Annotated in this window: 14 protein-coding genes; 3 read left to right on the top strand and 11 right to left on the bottom strand. The window is 61.8% G+C overall.

All coding sequences use genetic code 11. The features are described from left to right. Positions 1-126: 126 nt before the first annotated feature. The 9 genes from arsH to CRO06_RS16340 all read right to left on the bottom strand — a co-directional run bounded on the left by arsH (position 127) and on the right by CRO06_RS16340 (position 8659). Positions 127-831 (bottom strand): arsenical resistance protein ArsH, encoded by a 705-nt coding sequence (gene arsH / locus CRO06_RS16380; RefSeq protein WP_022997306.1) that lies wholly within the window; start codon positions 829-831, stop codon positions 127-129. A gap of 11 nt (positions 832-842) precedes the next feature. Further along, a complete protein-coding gene (locus tag CRO06_RS16375) occupies positions 843-2132 on the bottom strand; it encodes an arsenic transporter (protein ID WP_097058892.1) in 1290 nt (429 codons plus the stop codon). Between the two features lie 2 nt (positions 2133-2134). Then, entirely contained in the window at positions 2135-2629 is a 495-nt protein-coding gene (locus CRO06_RS16370) for an arsenate reductase ArsC (protein WP_097058891.1), read from the bottom strand. A gap of 22 nt (positions 2630-2651) precedes the next feature. Continuing rightward, positions 2652-2969 (bottom strand): ArsR/SmtB family transcription factor, encoded by a 318-nt coding sequence (locus CRO06_RS16365; RefSeq protein ID WP_022997309.1) that lies wholly within the window; start codon positions 2967-2969, stop codon positions 2652-2654. A gap of 147 nt (positions 2970-3116) precedes the next feature. Continuing rightward, positions 3117-3830 carry a phosphate signaling complex protein PhoU gene (gene phoU / locus CRO06_RS16360; RefSeq protein WP_097058890.1) on the bottom strand — a complete coding sequence of 238 codons (714 nt, stop codon included), beginning with the start codon at positions 3828-3830 and terminating at the stop codon, positions 3117-3119. Between the two features lie 26 nt (positions 3831-3856). Next, entirely contained in the window at positions 3857-4747 is an 891-nt protein-coding gene (gene pstB / locus CRO06_RS16355; RefSeq protein ID WP_097058889.1) for a phosphate ABC transporter ATP-binding protein PstB, read from the bottom strand. 27 nt (positions 4748-4774) lie between these two features. Continuing rightward, a complete protein-coding gene (pstA, locus tag CRO06_RS16350; protein WP_097058888.1) occupies positions 4775-6043 on the bottom strand; it encodes a phosphate ABC transporter permease PstA in 1269 nt (422 codons plus the stop codon). Positions 6044-6077: 34 nt separating this feature from the next. Beyond that, positions 6078-7466 (bottom strand): phosphate ABC transporter permease subunit PstC, encoded by a 1389-nt coding sequence (gene pstC, locus CRO06_RS16345; RefSeq protein ID WP_097058887.1) that lies wholly within the window; start codon positions 7464-7466, stop codon positions 6078-6080. 146 nt (positions 7467-7612) lie between these two features. Then, entirely contained in the window at positions 7613-8659 is a 1047-nt protein-coding gene (locus CRO06_RS16340) for a PstS family phosphate ABC transporter substrate-binding protein (RefSeq protein WP_022997314.1), read from the bottom strand. A 256-nt stretch (positions 8660-8915) separates the two neighbouring features. Here CRO06_RS16340 and CRO06_RS16330 point away from each other — a divergent pair, with 256 nt between their 5' ends. The 3 genes from CRO06_RS16330 to CRO06_RS16320 are packed head-to-tail and all read left to right on the top strand — an operon-like array spanning position 8916 to position 11249. Next, positions 8916-9479, top strand: coding sequence for a TRAP transporter small permease subunit (locus CRO06_RS16330; RefSeq protein ID WP_309599194.1), 564 nt, complete (start codon positions 8916-8918; stop codon positions 9477-9479). After that, a complete protein-coding gene (locus tag CRO06_RS16325) occupies positions 9470-10852 on the top strand; it encodes a TRAP transporter large permease (protein WP_097058886.1) in 1383 nt (460 codons plus the stop codon). Before CRO06_RS16330 ends, CRO06_RS16325 begins: the two co-directional genes overlap by 10 nt. A gap of 4 nt (positions 10853-10856) precedes the next feature. Then, positions 10857-11249, top strand: coding sequence for an acyl-CoA thioesterase (locus tag CRO06_RS16320; RefSeq protein WP_014996682.1), 393 nt, complete (start codon positions 10857-10859; stop codon positions 11247-11249). Positions 11250-11298: 49 nt separating this feature from the next. On the opposite strand, the gene CRO06_RS16315 is transcribed toward CRO06_RS16320, so the two are convergent. Together CRO06_RS16315 and uvrD are read right to left on the bottom strand one after the other, a co-directional pair. Continuing rightward, positions 11299-12429, bottom strand: coding sequence for a TRAP transporter substrate-binding protein (locus tag CRO06_RS16315; protein ID WP_022997318.1), 1131 nt, complete (start codon positions 12427-12429; stop codon positions 11299-11301). 147 nt (positions 12430-12576) lie between these two features. Continuing rightward, on the bottom strand, positions 12577-14739 hold the full coding sequence (gene uvrD / locus CRO06_RS16310) for a DNA helicase II (RefSeq protein WP_097058885.1): 2163 nt from the start codon (positions 14737-14739) through the stop codon (positions 12577-12579). Positions 14740-14851: the final 112 nt, after the last annotated feature.

The raw sequence follows: 14851 nt of genomic DNA, 5'->3' as shown, positions 1-14851 counted from the left end.
TGTTTGAAGACCGATACCCCATTCGATTCATCGCGTTTATTTCAGCCTCAAGGCCTTCAAAACGCTTGAAGTTGAACAGGGTATCTACAGCGGCGTTATAGCTAACTCTGAATTACTGTGTCGACGCTACATGGCTCTCTGGTTTACTCGCGCCGACACCTCGGCGGCGCTTTCCTTGCGTTCGGAGTAGCGGTCGGTGAGATAGTCGCTGCGATCGCGCACCAGTAGCGTGAATTTCATCAGTTCTTCCATCACATCGACAATACGGTCGTAGAACGGTGACGGCTTCATGCGATCATGGTCGTCGAACTCCAGGAACGCCTTCGGCACAGAGGATTGATTCGGGATCGTCACCATGCGCATCCAGCGGCCCAGCACCCGCAACTGGTTCACCGCATTGAAGGACTGGGAACCGCCGCAGACCTGCATCACCGCCAGGGTCTTGCCCTGAGTCGGGCGCACACCGCCGAGGGCCAGCGGAATCCAGTCGATCTGCGCCTTCATGATGCCGGTCATGGCGCCGTGCCGCTCAGGCGAGCACCACACCATGCCTTCGGACCACTGGGCCAGATCCCGCAGCTCCGCCACCTTGGGGTGATCCGCCGGTTCCGCATCCGGTAACGGCAGGCCACGGGGATCGAAGATACGGGTTTCCGCGCCCATGGCTTCGAGCAGACGCGCGGCTTCCTCTACCGCCAGACGGCTGAAGGAACGCTCCCGCAAGGAGCCGTACAACAGCAAAATACGCGGCGGATGGGAGTCAGCGGCGCCCAGTTGCCGCCGATCCGGAATGTGGAACAGCTCCGTTTGTACATTGGGCAAATCATTCATCGTTACTTTCCTTAAGACAGCACCATCAACCAGCCGGCCAGGGCCAGCAGAGTGACGGTCAACACCGGCAGGGTCAGGACAATACCCACGCGGCAGTAGTAACCCCAACCGATCTTCATGCCCTTGCGGGCCAGGACGTGCAGCCACAGCAACGTCGCCAGGCTGCCAATAGGCGTTATTTTCGGCCCCAGATCACTGCCGATGACGTTGGCGTAAATCATCGCTTCACGCACCAGACCACCGGCCTGGCTGTCATCGATGGACAGCGCCACCACCAGCACCGTGGGCATGTTATTCATGATCGAGGACAGTCCCGCGGCGATATAGCCAGTGCCCAGGGTGGCGACCCACAACTCTTGCCGTGCCAGTTGGTTCAATACGCCGGCAACGGCATCGGTGAGGCCCGCATTACGTAAGCCGTAGACCACCAGATACATGCCCAGGGAAAACACCACGATGTTCCAGGGCGCGCCACTCAGTACCTTCATGGTGGAAATGTGATGGCCATGACGGGCAATCAGGAACAGTACCAAGGCGCCGATGCCCGCGATCAGGCTTACCGGAACCCCCATGGGTTCGGCAAAGAAGAAGCCGGCAAGCAACAGCGCCAGCACCCACCAGCCGGCCCGGAAGGTTCTGGGATCCTTGATGGCCTCATGGGGCTGGCTCAGCCTGTCTATCTCATACCCCCTGGGGACGTCACGGCGGAAGAACAGCCACAGCACCAGCAGCGACGCGGAGACCGATACCAGATTTACCACCGCCATCACCGTGGCGTATTCGCCGAAGCCAATATCGAAGAAGTCCACGGAGACGATGTTGACCAGATTCGAGACCACCAGAGGCAGGCTGGCGGTGTCGGCGATGAAACCCGCCGCCATGATGAACGCCAGGGTGGCGGCGGGTCCGAACCCCAGCGCCAGCAGCATTTCAAAAACAATGGGGGTCAGAATCAGCGCCGCCCCGTCGTTGGCGAACACCGCCGCCACCAGGGCACCGAGCAACACCACCGCCGCCAGCAGCCGGCCGCCATGGCCGCCGCCCCAACGGGCCACATGCAGCGCCGCCCATTCAAAGAACCCGGCTTCGTCCAGGATCAGACTGATGATGATGATGGCGATGAACGCGAAGGTGGCGTTCCAGACGATGTCCCAGACCACGGGAATGTCATCGAGATGAATGACACCGGTGAGCAGAGCCACCAGAGCGCCCGCGGCGGCGCTCCAACCGATACCCAGCCCCCGCGGTTGCCAGATCACCAATGTCAGGGTGGCAATGAAGATCAGTACCGCCAGCAGCATGATCAGTGTTCACCATGGGAGCGATGGATCTTCTGTAGTGACGCGGTCAGTCCCAGGGCGTTCAGATCCTCAAGATCCAACGCCACCAGGTCCTCGATGCGGCCTCTCAGCCGTTCATAAGTGGCCTCGAAAACAGCATCGATGGCGGCATCGTCACCTTCCGCGACGGCCGGATCGGGAATCCCCCAGTGGGATTTGGCGGTATCCGCCAGCCAGACCGGGCACGACTCGCCGGCGGCGGCGTCGCAGACCGTCACGATGGCGTCGAAATGCTCGCCTTCCAGGTCGTCCATGGATTTGGAGGAGGGCTCCCCCACCGGGATGCCATGACGTTCCAGCACCGCCAGGGCACGGGGATGCACCTGGCCACTGGGCCGGCTGCCGGCGCTGGCGGCACGAATCCGGCCCCCGCCAAGATGGTTGGCCAGGGCTTCGGCGATGATCGAGCGGCAGGAATTGCCGGTGCACAGGAACAGTAATTTGATAGGGGTGGCCATGATAGCGCTCCAGAATTGAAGGTTAGCAGCACGCCGTGTCGATGGGCGTAATCCCCAGTTGCTCACGGGCGGGCGGCAGCAAGGTGTCGATGGTGGCGATCGCCCATTCCGGCAGCGCCGGGTTGAGCCGGTAGTGCATCCAGGTCCCCTCGCGACGCGCCACCACCAGTTCGCACTGGCGTAACTGCGCCAGATGACGGGACACCGTGGACTGCGGGGCGTCCATGGCCTCCACCAGATCACAGACGCAGATTTCCCGCTCCTTTTCCATCAGGCCCATAAGCCGGAGACGGTTTTCATCGGCAAGGCACTTACACAGTTGTGTGACGGTCAGATTCATTAATTAATCCGTATATCCGGAATAACGGATATATTAGTCGCAAGCCCACACTTCCGCAACTCCTCCGTCGCCGCCACAAGGCCGCTGCAGCAGCATTGTCCGAGAGAGCGGCCCTTCCCATACATAGAAAGGACCGCGCCCCGTTTCTCAGCCTTTGACCTTCTCTTCCATCTCGTCCATGGAGATGTGGCGGACATCCTTGCCCTTCACCAGAAAGATCACCTGCTCGGCGATGTTGCGGGCATGGTCACCGATGCGCTCCAGTGCTCGCAGGGACCAGATGATGTTAAGCACGCGGGAAATGGCACGCGGATCTTCCATCATGAAAGTCACCAGGGAACGCATGGCCGAGCGGTATTCCAGGTCCACCTCGTTGTCCTCGGCGGCCACGTCCAGCGCCTTGTCGGCATCGAAACGGGCAAACGCATCCAAGCTGTCGCGCAGCATGTTGCGCACATGGTTACCGATATGGCGCACTTCCACATAGCCGCGCGGCGATTCGCCTTCCTCGGACAATTGCAGCGCCATGGCGGCGATCTTGGCGGACTCGTCGCCGATCCGCTCGAGATCGGACACCGCCTTGGTCACCGCGATGATCAGGCGCAGATCGGATGCGGCCGGCTGGCGCAGGGCCAGGACCCGGGCACACTCTTCGTCGATCTGGATTTCCAGCTTGTCGACTTTGTCCTCCGCCTGCATGACTTTTTCCGCCAGGTCGGAGTCGGCGCGCAGCAGCGCGTCCAGCGCATCCACGACCTGCTTCTCCACCAGACCACCCATTTCCATCAAATGGTTACGGATGGATTCCAACGCCTCGTTGAACTGCGATGAGCTGTGTTGACCAAAATAGGTGCGATCCATGGGGCACTCTCCTCAACGTCCGGGCGTCAGCCGAACCGACCGGTGATGTAGGCTTCGGTAAGCTCGTGTTCCGGCTTGGTGAACACGGTCTCGGTGTCATTCACCTCGATCAGACGACCTAGATGGAAATACGCTGTCCGATTGGACACCCTCGCCGCCTGTTGCATGGAGTGGGTGACGATGGCGATGGTGTAGGACTCGGTCAGTTCGTCGATCAGTTCCTCGATCTTGGCCGTGGCGATCGGATCCAGCGCGGAACACGGCTCGTCCATCAACACCACTTCCGGGCTGACCGCGATGGTGCGGGCGATACACAACCGCTGCTGCTGTCCACCGGAAAGACCGGTGCCCGGCGCGTGCAGGCGATCCTTTACCTCGTCCCACAGGCCGGCCTTGCGCAGACTGGTTTCCACGATCTCATCGAGCTCGTATTTTTTGTTGGCCAGACCATGCAGACGGGGCCCATAGGCCACGTTGTCATAGATGGATTTGGGGAATGGGTTGGGCTTCTGGAACACCATGCCCACCCGGGCACGCAGCTCCACCACATCCATTTTCGGATCATAGAGATCCTGGTCTTCCAGAAACAGCTCACCGGTCACACGACAGATGTCGATGGTGTCGTTCATACGGTTGAGGCTGCGCAGAAAAGTCGATTTGCCACAACCGGACGGACCGATCAGGGCCACCACTTCATTCTTGCCAATGTCCAGGCTGACCTTGTGGATCGCCTGGTTGTCGCCATAAAACACGTCGACGTCGCGCAAACGCATTTTCGGGTCGTCCACGAACGGCGTGCCTACGGTGTGTTCCGGGTATCGGGTTTCCTGCATGGGCTGCTCTTCCAGGTCGATCATCGGCTCCTCGGCATGATTCCGACCGGAAGCGTTCTTGTCCAGTTTCTCAGCGGTGTCCATCGGTCATCTCCTCTGCTAGCGAGGCGCTTACCAGCGACGCTCGAGACGTTTACGCAGTACAACCGCCAAGGTGTTCATGGCGATCAGGAAGGCGAGCAACACCATGATGGCCGCGGAGGTCATGGCCACGAAGGACTGCTCGGGGCTGTCCGCCCAAAGGTAAATCTGCACCGGCAATACCGTGGACGCATCCAGCGGGCCGGTGGGAATGTCGACGATAAAGGCGACCATGCCGATCAACAGCAGCGGCGCGGTTTCACCCAGCGCCTGGGCCATGCCGATAATGGCGCCGGTGAGCATGCCGGGCAGGGCCAGCGGCAGCACATGGTGCAATACCACCTGCATGCGCGAGGCGCCCAACCCCATGGCCGCTTCGCGAATCGACGGCGGCACCGTTTTGATCGAGGCCCGGCTGGTGATGATAATGGTCGGCAGTGTCATCAGCGTCAGCACCAGACCGCCCAGCACCGGCACTGAACGCGGCACCCCGAACAGGTTGATGAAGATCGCCAGCCCCAGCAGACCAAAGATAATCGAGGGGACCGCCGCCAGATTGTTGATGTTCACCTCGATAAAATCGGTGAAGCGGTTTCTCGGCGCGAACTCCTCCAGATAGATCGCCGCGGCCACACCGATGGGGAACGACAGACACAGGGTCACCAGCATGGTGAAGAAGGAACCCACCACCGCGCTCCAGATCCCCGCCAGCTCCGGTTCACGGGAGTCCCCGCTGGAGAAGAACGAGGCGTTGAAGCGACGTTCGGTATCGCCGGCCGCTTCCAGTTCCGTGATCCAGGCTTTCTGCTCCGCGCTCATGCGGCTGTCCTCGCGGCCCTTCTCACCGGCCTTGAGGAACAGGTCCACGTCATCGTCCGCCAGCAGCCACAGGGTCTGGGTGGTACCCAGCCACTCGGGATTCTCCCGCAGCAAATCGCGCAACTCATAGCCTGCGCCAATGCTCATCAGAGCGCTCAGTTCCCGCACCTGGAGCCGTTCGGTCACCTCCGGGAAACGCGTCTTGAGGGCCTCGCGGACGATGCCGTCATAGTTGCCGTAGTTCAGCTGCTCCGGGTCCCGGGCGTCTTCGATATCCAGCGTTTGCTCGTTGAAGGTGATATCCAGCTTGATGTAATGCTCGAAGAACGCACTGTGGCCCTTGCCAATGATGTCGGTGAACAGAATCGCCAGCGCCGCCAGACCGATGGCGATGGAAATAATCCCGTAGGCCCGGAAGCGGCGCTCGGCGCGGTATCGGCGGGCCAGGGATTTGCGTACCTGCTCGGTGGTTTTACTCATGCGATGATTCTCCACTGCGGTGCCCTGGGCCCGATCATTCGTATTGCTCGCGGTATTTCTTGACGATGTGCAGCGCCAGGATGTTCAGGCACAACGTGGTCAGGAACAGCATCAGCCCCAATGCGAAAGCCGCCAGGGTCTTGGCACTGTCGAACTCCTGGTCTCCGGTGAGCAGAGTGACGATCTGCACCGTGACGGTGGTCACCGCCTCCAACGGGTTGGCGGTCAGGTTGGCGGCCAGGCCGGCGGCCATCACCACGATCATGGTCTCGCCGATGGCCCGGGAAGCCGCCAGCAGGATGCCGCCCATGATCCCCGGCAGCGCCGCCGGGAACACCACTTTACGGATGGTTTCGGAGCGGGTGGCGCCCAGCCCCAGAGAGCCATCACGCATTACCTGGGGTACCGCGGTGATGACATCGTCGGACAGGGAAGATACGAACGGGATGATCATCACCCCCATCACCAGCCCCGCCGCCAGAGCGGATTCCGAGGCCACGTCGAGTCCGAGAGTCTCACCCACTCCACGGATAAAGGGGGCCACCGTCAGGGCGGCGAAGAAGCCGTATACCACCGTCGGCACGCCGGCGAGAATCTCCAGCATGGGCTTGGCCACCGAACGCACCCGGGACGGTGCGTACTCGGCAAGATAAATCGCCGACATCAATCCGATCGGCACCGCCACCAATAACGCGATGGAGGAAATCAGCAGCGTGCCGACGAACAGCGGAATCGCGCCGAAGGCCCCGGAGGACGCCACCTGGTCGGCTCGCAGAGCGGTTTGCGGGCTCCACTGCAACCCGAACAGAAACTCCGCCGGAGACACTTTCTGGAAGAAGCGGATCGACTCGAACAACACGGACATCAGGATGCCCACCGTGGTCAGAATCGCCACCGTGGCGCACAGCATGAAGATCACGCGCAGAATCGACTCGACTTGCTGCCGGGCCCGCAGCTGCGGTGCGATCTTCACCCAGCCCCAGGCGGCGCCGATCAGCCCCACCGCGATCACCACCACGGTCAGGGCCATGGCACTGGTGGTGCGCAGGTTGTTGAGACGCTCGGCGGCGGCGGCGATGGCCGGGTCCACCGACTCCGGCGACAACGAACCACTGGCGACGTTCTGGATCTGGCTGAGCAACAGACCCCGGGCGCCATCACTGTCCGGCCGGAGAGCATCGGGAAGGCCCTGCATGACCGTCTGGCGAATAATGGTGTCGTCGAATGCCAGCCAGGCCCCCAGTATCAGCAGGGCCGGCAGGGCGCACCACAGGGCCGCGCGCATGGCGTAATAGAATGGCAGGGAGTGGAGGTGGCGGATGCCCCCCAACGGCCGCGCCAAAGCCAGTGACCGCTGATGGCCCAGGTAGTAGGCCAGCGCCACCATCACAATCAGCAACAGCAACAGATTGCCTGTTTGCATGCTCAGCTACTCCGAGATCATTGTTTGCTCGCCAAAACCCGCGGATTTTGGCCAACAAACCGCCTTCTGCCCAGAGGGCGAAAAAGCCCGATGGCCAAGACCATCGGGCTCGAGATGACGCATCCCTGCGATCCGCACTCCCTGAATTACAGCTCGTTACCCGTCATGGTAACCAGGCCCTGGGCCTGTTTGGCCATCTCGGCGCGCTTGTCGTCCGGCAGCGGAATCATGCCTTTGTCCACCAGGTAACCTTCCGGCCCCCAGGCACGCTCGCTGGTGAATTCCTTGATGTAGCCCTCGATGCCCGGTACCACGCCCACGTGCGCTTTCTTCACGTAGAAGTACAGGGAACGGGATACCGGGTACTCGCCGCTGGCGATCACTTCCATGGCCGGAGCCACGCCATTGATCTTGGCGCCTTGCACCTTACCGCGGTTCTGATCCAGGAAAGAGTAACCGAATACACCCAGAGCGCTCGGATTGGATACCAGCTTCTGCACGATCAGGTTGTCGTTCTCACCGGCTTCCACGTAGGCACCGTCTTCACGGATGCTGCGGCAGATCGCCTTGTACTTGCTCTTGTCCTGCTTCTTGATGGCCGCCAGCCAGTCGAAGGTTTTACAACCGCCTTCGATAGCCAGTTCGTTGAAGGCGTCACGGGTACCGGAAGTCGGCGGCGGACCCAGCACTTCGATCTTGGTGTCCGGCAGGGAGGGGTTCACTTCCTTCCAGGTTTTGTAGGGGTTCGGTACCAGCTTTTCACCGCCCTTGGGATCCGGTACTTCCTTGGCCAGGGCCAGGAAGATATCGCGCAGGGTCAGGTCGATGTGCTGAGCCTTGGCGGAGTTGGCCACGACGATACCGTCATAACCGACAACCACTTCGGTGATGTCCTTGATGCCGTTGCTCTGGCATTGTTCGAACTCGGACTTCTTCATGCGGCGGGACGCGTTGGTGATGTCCGGAGTGTCAGTGCCAACACCTTGGCAGAACAGCTTCAGACCGCCGCCGGAACCGGTGGATTCGATCTTGGGCGTGGGATTGCCGCCACGGCCGAAACGCTCGGCAACGGTGGTCGCAAACGGGTATACGGTAGAGGAACCCACGATGGAAATGGTGTCACGGGCGATAGCGGTCGCCGGCGCGGTGGCGAAAGCCAGAGCAGCGGCGGCCCCAACAATCGACGCTTTCATTTTAACGTTCACAGTAAGCCTCCTGGTTTCATGGCACCGGCGTTGATCCACCCCGGTTTGTTCTTTCAGGCAGGGGGCATGCTAGATTGCGTATGTGACAACAAGATTACACCCGGGTGACGGTTGCGCTACCCCGTATTGCCTTACCTGGCAGACCCGCGAACCGGAATTGACCGCCAAATGTCCATTGTTGGCTGACCCGGAGCGGCCTGATCCGTATAATCGCCGCCGAATTCTTGATCAGTGACATAACAAAGTGACCGTCCTCCATTCCCCGAGACTGGCCCATTTCCAGCGGGCCCTGCACCATCTGACCTGCGTCGTCGGCAGAGCCGTCTCCTGGTGCGCCCTGCTTATGGTATTCCTGATGGTGCTGGTGGTGGTAATGCGCTACGGATTCGGCATCGGCAACATCGCGCTGCAGGAAAGCATCACTTATTTGCATGGCGCGGTGTTCATGCTCTGCGCCGGCTACACCCTGGCCCAGGATGAGCACGTGCGGGTGGATGTGCTCTATCAGCACTGGAGCCCGCGCCGGCAGGCGCTGGTGAATCTGCTCGGCACCCTGTTTCTGTTGTTGCCCATCTGCGTGGCGATTTTCGCGCTGAGCCTGGACTATGTGGTGCGCAGTTGGGCTGGCCTTGAGAAATCGGACAATGGCGGCCTTCCCCTGGTCTTCATACTCAAGAGTCTGCTGCTGGTGATGCCCGTGCTGCTGGGAATCCAGGCGGTGGCGGATCTGCTGCGCCACGCCATGACCCTGGCCGGAGCCTCTCAACCCGTGGACATCGAAGACCAGGAGACCCATCCATGGACATGATTCTGCCGCTTTCCATGTTTCTGGCGGTGGGTCTGGTGCTGCTCAGCGGTTACCCGGTGGCCTTCTGTCTTGGCGGCGTCGCCCTGCTGTTCGCCGTCGGCGGCCTGGCCACCGGCATGGTTTCGATAAACGACCTGACCTTCCTGCCCGGCCGACTGTTCGGCATCATCAGTAATACCACCCTGATCGCCGTCCCGTTATTCGTGTTCATGGGCGTGATGCTGGAGAAGTCGCGGGTGGCGGAGAAGCTGCTGGCCAGCATGGGGCTGCTGTTCGGGCGGCTGCCGGGCGGCCTGGGTTTCTCCATCATTCTGGTGGGGGCCTTGCTCGCCGCCAGCACCGGCATCGTCGGTGCCACCGTGGTCACCATGGGCCTGCTGACGTTGCCCACCATGCTGCGCCGGGGCTATCAGCCCTCCCTGGCCACCGGCCTGATTTGCGCCACCGGGACCCTGGGCCAGATCATTCCCCCGTCCATTGCCCTGGTGCTGCTCGGCGACGTGCTTTCCACCGCCTACCAGGAGGCGCAACTGCGTCAGGGCGCCTGGGCCCTGGAAACGGTGTCGGTGGGCGACCTGTTCGTCGGTGCCCTGATTCCGGGGCTGGTGCTGGTCGTGCTCTACCTGATCTATATGACGGCGGTGAGCCTGTTGCGGCCGGAGCAGGTGCCGGCGCTGGAGCGCGACGATGGCGACGGCAATGAGCGTACCGGCCTGATGGCGGCGCTGGGTGGCCTGATTCCGCCTCTGCTGCTGATTCTCGCCGTATTGGGCTCGATCCTGGCCGGACTGGCCACGCCCACCGAGGCAGCCGGTGTCGGCGCTTTCGGCACCCTGATCCTGGCCGCCGCCAACCGTCATCTTAATTTCACCATTTTGCGCGAGACCGTGCACGGCGCCGCCCGGCTCACCTCCATGGTGTTCATGATCATGATCGGCGCCAGCCTGTTCACCATGGTGTTCCGCGCCTTCGGCGGGGAAGAGGCGGTGCAGCATCTGTTCGATGCCCTGCCCGGCGGTGTTCTCGGCGCCACCCTGATGGTGATGGTGATCATCTTCCTGCTCGGCTTCATCCTCGACTTCATCGAGATCACCTTCGTGGTGGTGCCGATCGTCGGGCCGATTCTGCTGGGCATGGGCCTGGACCCGATCTGGCTGGGGGTGATGATCGCCCTCAACCTGCAAACCTCCTTCCTGACGCCGCCCTTCGGCATAGCCTTGTTCTATCTGCGAGGAGTGGCACCGCCGGAAGTCCGTACCACCCATATTTACCGGGGCGTGGTACCCTTTGTCTTCATCCAAATCATTATGCTCGGTATCCTGGCGCTATTCCCTCAACTGGCGACTTGGCTGCCTCACCTGCTATATGGATAACAAGATGACCGATCCCAGCGACGACATCCCTCAACCCAAGGGCACCCTGGCCCTGCAAACCATTGCCATGCCGCAAAACGCCAACTGGAACGGCGATATTTTCGGTGGCTGGCTGGTGTCCCAGATGGACCTGGCCGGTTCGGTAACCGCCCGCGCCACCGCCAAGGGGCGCATTGCCACCGTGGCGGTGGATTCCATGGCGTTCCTGCGCCCGGTGCCAGTAGGCGCCGTGGTGAGCTGCTACACCCAACTGCTCGATATCGGCCGCAGTTCGATGCAGATCCAGGTGGAAGTGTGGATTCGGGAAGATACCGGGGAGTTGGCCAAGGTTACCGAAGGGCATTTCACCTTTGTCGCCATCGACGACAGTGGCCGCACCCGGGCCGTGCCTCGCTAACAAGGATCGCGGTCCTCTCCATAACAAGGAAGGACCGCGATTCAACCGGTCAGGCGTCCTTCAACACCAGTGTACGGCTGTTGAGCAGGGCCTGTTCGGCGACTTCCTGGTAGGGCATGGAAGCGTCACGGAAAGCGACGATCGACTCATAAATACGCCGTGACAGTTCATCCCCGGCGATCACCTCTTCGATCACCTGATCACTGGTGTCCTTCAGCGCCATCAGGACGTCGTCCGGCAGGCGGCGCAGCTGTACGCCATGCTCGTTGACCAGCTGCTTGAGCGCATCGGCGTTGCGGGCGGTGAACTCGTCCAGGATGTGCTGGTTCTCCGCTTCCGCGGCGGAACGGACAATGTGCTGCAAATCCTGCGGCAGGCTGTTCCAGGCGTCCTTGTTAATGATCACTTCCAACGCGGAACCCGGTTCCTGCCAGCCCGGGTAGTAGTAGTACTTGACCACCTTGTACAGACCGAAGGCCAGGTCATTATAGGGACCGACCCAATCCGCGGCATCCAGCGCACCGGTCTGCAGGGAGGTGAATACCTCGCCGCCGGGCATCTGCACCGGAATCGCCCCCAGGCGCTTGATCACCTCGCCAGCCAGACCGGGCATGCGGATCTTGAGCCCCTTGAGATCGTCGACGGAATTGATTTCCTTGTTGAACCAGCCGGCCATCTGCGTGCCGCTGTTACCGCAGGCCAGCGGCTGCAGGTTGAACGGCTCGTACAATTCCTCCCACAGTTCCTGGCCACCGCCGAAGTTGAGCCAGCCGTTCATCTCCCAGGCGGTCAGCCCAAAGGGAATGGTGGTGAAAAAGGGCATGGCCGGATGCTTGCCCTTCCAGTAATAAGGCGTGGAGTGCCCCATTTGGGCACTGCCGGAACGGACCGCGTCAAACACTTCGGTGGCGGGCACCAGCTCGCCGGCGCCGTGCACCTTGACCGTCAGGCGGCCTCCGGACATGGCATTGACGCGTTCGGCGAAGCGGTTGGCACCGGTACCGAGACCGGGGTAATTCTTCGGCCAGGTGGTGACCAGATCCCATTTCAGCGCTTCGGCTTTCTTCTCACCGGCGGCATTGTTGTCACTGGCGGCGGGTTTTTCATCCTGGCCACAGCCCGCCAAGGCGGCGGCGCCCAGCCCCAGGCCCAGGGCGGAAACGAATTTGCGACGATCCATTGGTCAGTCTCTCCCCTTCGGGTTGTTGTAAGTATGTGCCCGGAATGACCGGGCACGGATCTTATCTCTTTTTACGAAACGGCTGTCCATGGGACCTTTATCTAACCCTGCGGCGGCTACATGCACGCCCCTCTACAGAGCATCCCTCTACAGCACATCCAGGCGGGCGTACTGGCTGACCAGCCATTTGGTCCCCACGCCATCGAAGTTGATTTGCAGACGGGCGTTGGGTCCCTGCCCTTCGAAGTGCAATACCGTACCTTCTCCGAATTTGGGATGCACCACCCGCGCGCCCAGGCCGATGCCGTTAGCTTCCTCCTGGCGCACCGTGCCACGGCGGCCCACCGGCCGGCTCACCGCCGCCCGCACCCGCACCTCCTCCACCAGCTCACCGGGAATCTCTCGCAGGAAGCGGCTGGGCGGATTGAGCGTCTCGTTGCCGAACAGGCGCCGGCTCTCGGCGTAGGTCAGATACAGCTCGCGCATCGCCCGGGTCAGCCCCACGTAACAGAGTCTCCTCTCCTCGGCCAGCCGACCGGGCTCCTCCGAGGACATCTGATGAGGGAACAGCCCTTCTTCCAGGCCGGTGATGAACACCACCGGAAACTCCAGCCCCTTGGCGGAGTGCAGGGTCATCATCTGCACCGCGTCCTCGAATGCCTCCGCCTGGCCGTCACCGGCCTCCAGGGCGGCGTGATCGAGGAAGGCGGTGAGCGGGTCCAGATCGGACTCCTCGTCACCCTCACCAAACTGGCGCGTGGCGGACACCAGCTCCTGCAGGTTTTCCACCCGCTGCTGGCCTTTGTCGCCTTTTTCCTGACCATGGAAGTCCAGCAGGCCGCTGGCGGCGATCACATGTTCCGTGGTCTCGGCCAGATCCAGCGTCTCGGTCTGTGCCGCCAGTTGATCCACCAACTGCAGGAACGCCAGCAGCGCGTTGCTGGCCCGGGGGCTGAGCAGGCGTTCGTTGACGATCGCCACCGCCGCGTCCCAGAGCGGGATACCGCGCAGGCGGGCCTGCTCGCGTACCGCCTCCAGGGTCTTATTGCCGATGCCCCGGGTCGGGGTGTTCACCACCCGCTCGAAAGCGGCGTCCGCCTGCCGGTTGTTGAGTAACCGCAGATAAGCCAGGGCGTTACGGATTTCAGCCCGCTCGAAGAAGCGCTGGCCACCGTAAATACGATACGGAATGCCGGCCTGCAGGAACGCCTCCTCCAATACCCGGGACTGCGCATTGGAACGGTACAGCACCGCCATATCATTGCGATTGGTACCCTGCTGCACCAGGCTTTCCACTTTGCCGGCAATGAAACGGGCTTCATCCACTTCATTGAAACCGGCATAGAGGCGAATCGGGTCCCCCTTGCCGTCCTCGGTCCACAGCTGCTTGCCGAGACGGTCCGGGTTGTTGTCGATCACCGCGTTGGCCGCTTCCAGAATGGTGCCGGTGGAGCGGTAGTTCTGCTCCAGACGGATTACCCGGGTGTCCGGAAAATCGCGGCTGAAGCGATGAATGTTCTCGATCTTGGCGCCGCGCCAGCCGTAGATGGACTGGTCGTCGTCGCCGACGATGGTAACCGCGTTATGCTCATCGGCCAGCAACCGCAGCCAGGCGTACTGAATGGCGTTGGTGTCCTGGAATTCATCCACCAGGATATGGCGGAAACGGCGCTGGTAGTGGCCGCGCAGGTCATCGTTGTCGCGAAACAGCTCCAACACCCGCAGCAGCATTTCATTGAAGTCCACCAGGCCGGCGCGCTCACAGGCTTCCTCATAGGCCAGATAGATCTTCTGCATGGTCGCGGCGAACAGATCACCGCCGCTGACATCCATGTGCGCCGCGCGCAACCCTTCGTCCTTCTGGCCGTTAATGAACCAGGTGGCCTGGCGCGTCGGCCAGCGCTGCTCATCCAGCCCTAACTCCCGGATCACCCGTTTGACCAGCCGCTGCTGGTCATCGGCGTCGATGATCTCGAAGCTCTGGGGCAGGCGCGCCTCCTGCCAGTGCGAGCGCAGCAGACGGTGGGCGATACTGTGGAAGGTGCCCACCCACATCCCGCCAGCGGGCATGGCCAGCAGCTGTTCGATGCGGCCGCGCATCTCCGCCGCCGCCTTATTGGTGAAGGTGACCGCGAGAATACCGAACGGCGAGGCCTGTTCGGTGGCGATCTGCCAGGCGATGCGGTGCACCAGCACCCGGGTCTTACCGGAGCCGGCGCCGGCCAACACCAGCAAATGGCGGTCTTCCGCGGCGACCGCGTCGCGTTGGGCCGGGTTGAGGCCTTCAAGAAGTGAGGTTACGTCATCCATGGGCCCGGAGTTTATCAGAACCAGCGAAAGCCGGCGCTGGCTTTACGGCAATCGACGCATCCGTGACCAATCGCACGCGCGGTGCTCCTTCCGTGGTTTCCTTTCCCGTACT

Origin of the sequence: Alloalcanivorax xenomutans (genome assembly GCF_900217905.1) — a bacterium.
Taxonomy (GTDB): Bacteria; Pseudomonadota; Gammaproteobacteria; order Pseudomonadales; family Alcanivoracaceae; genus Alloalcanivorax; species Alloalcanivorax xenomutans.
The sequence above is the reverse complement of the archived record's forward strand: the minus strand, read 5'-3'. Positions and strand labels throughout refer to the sequence as shown.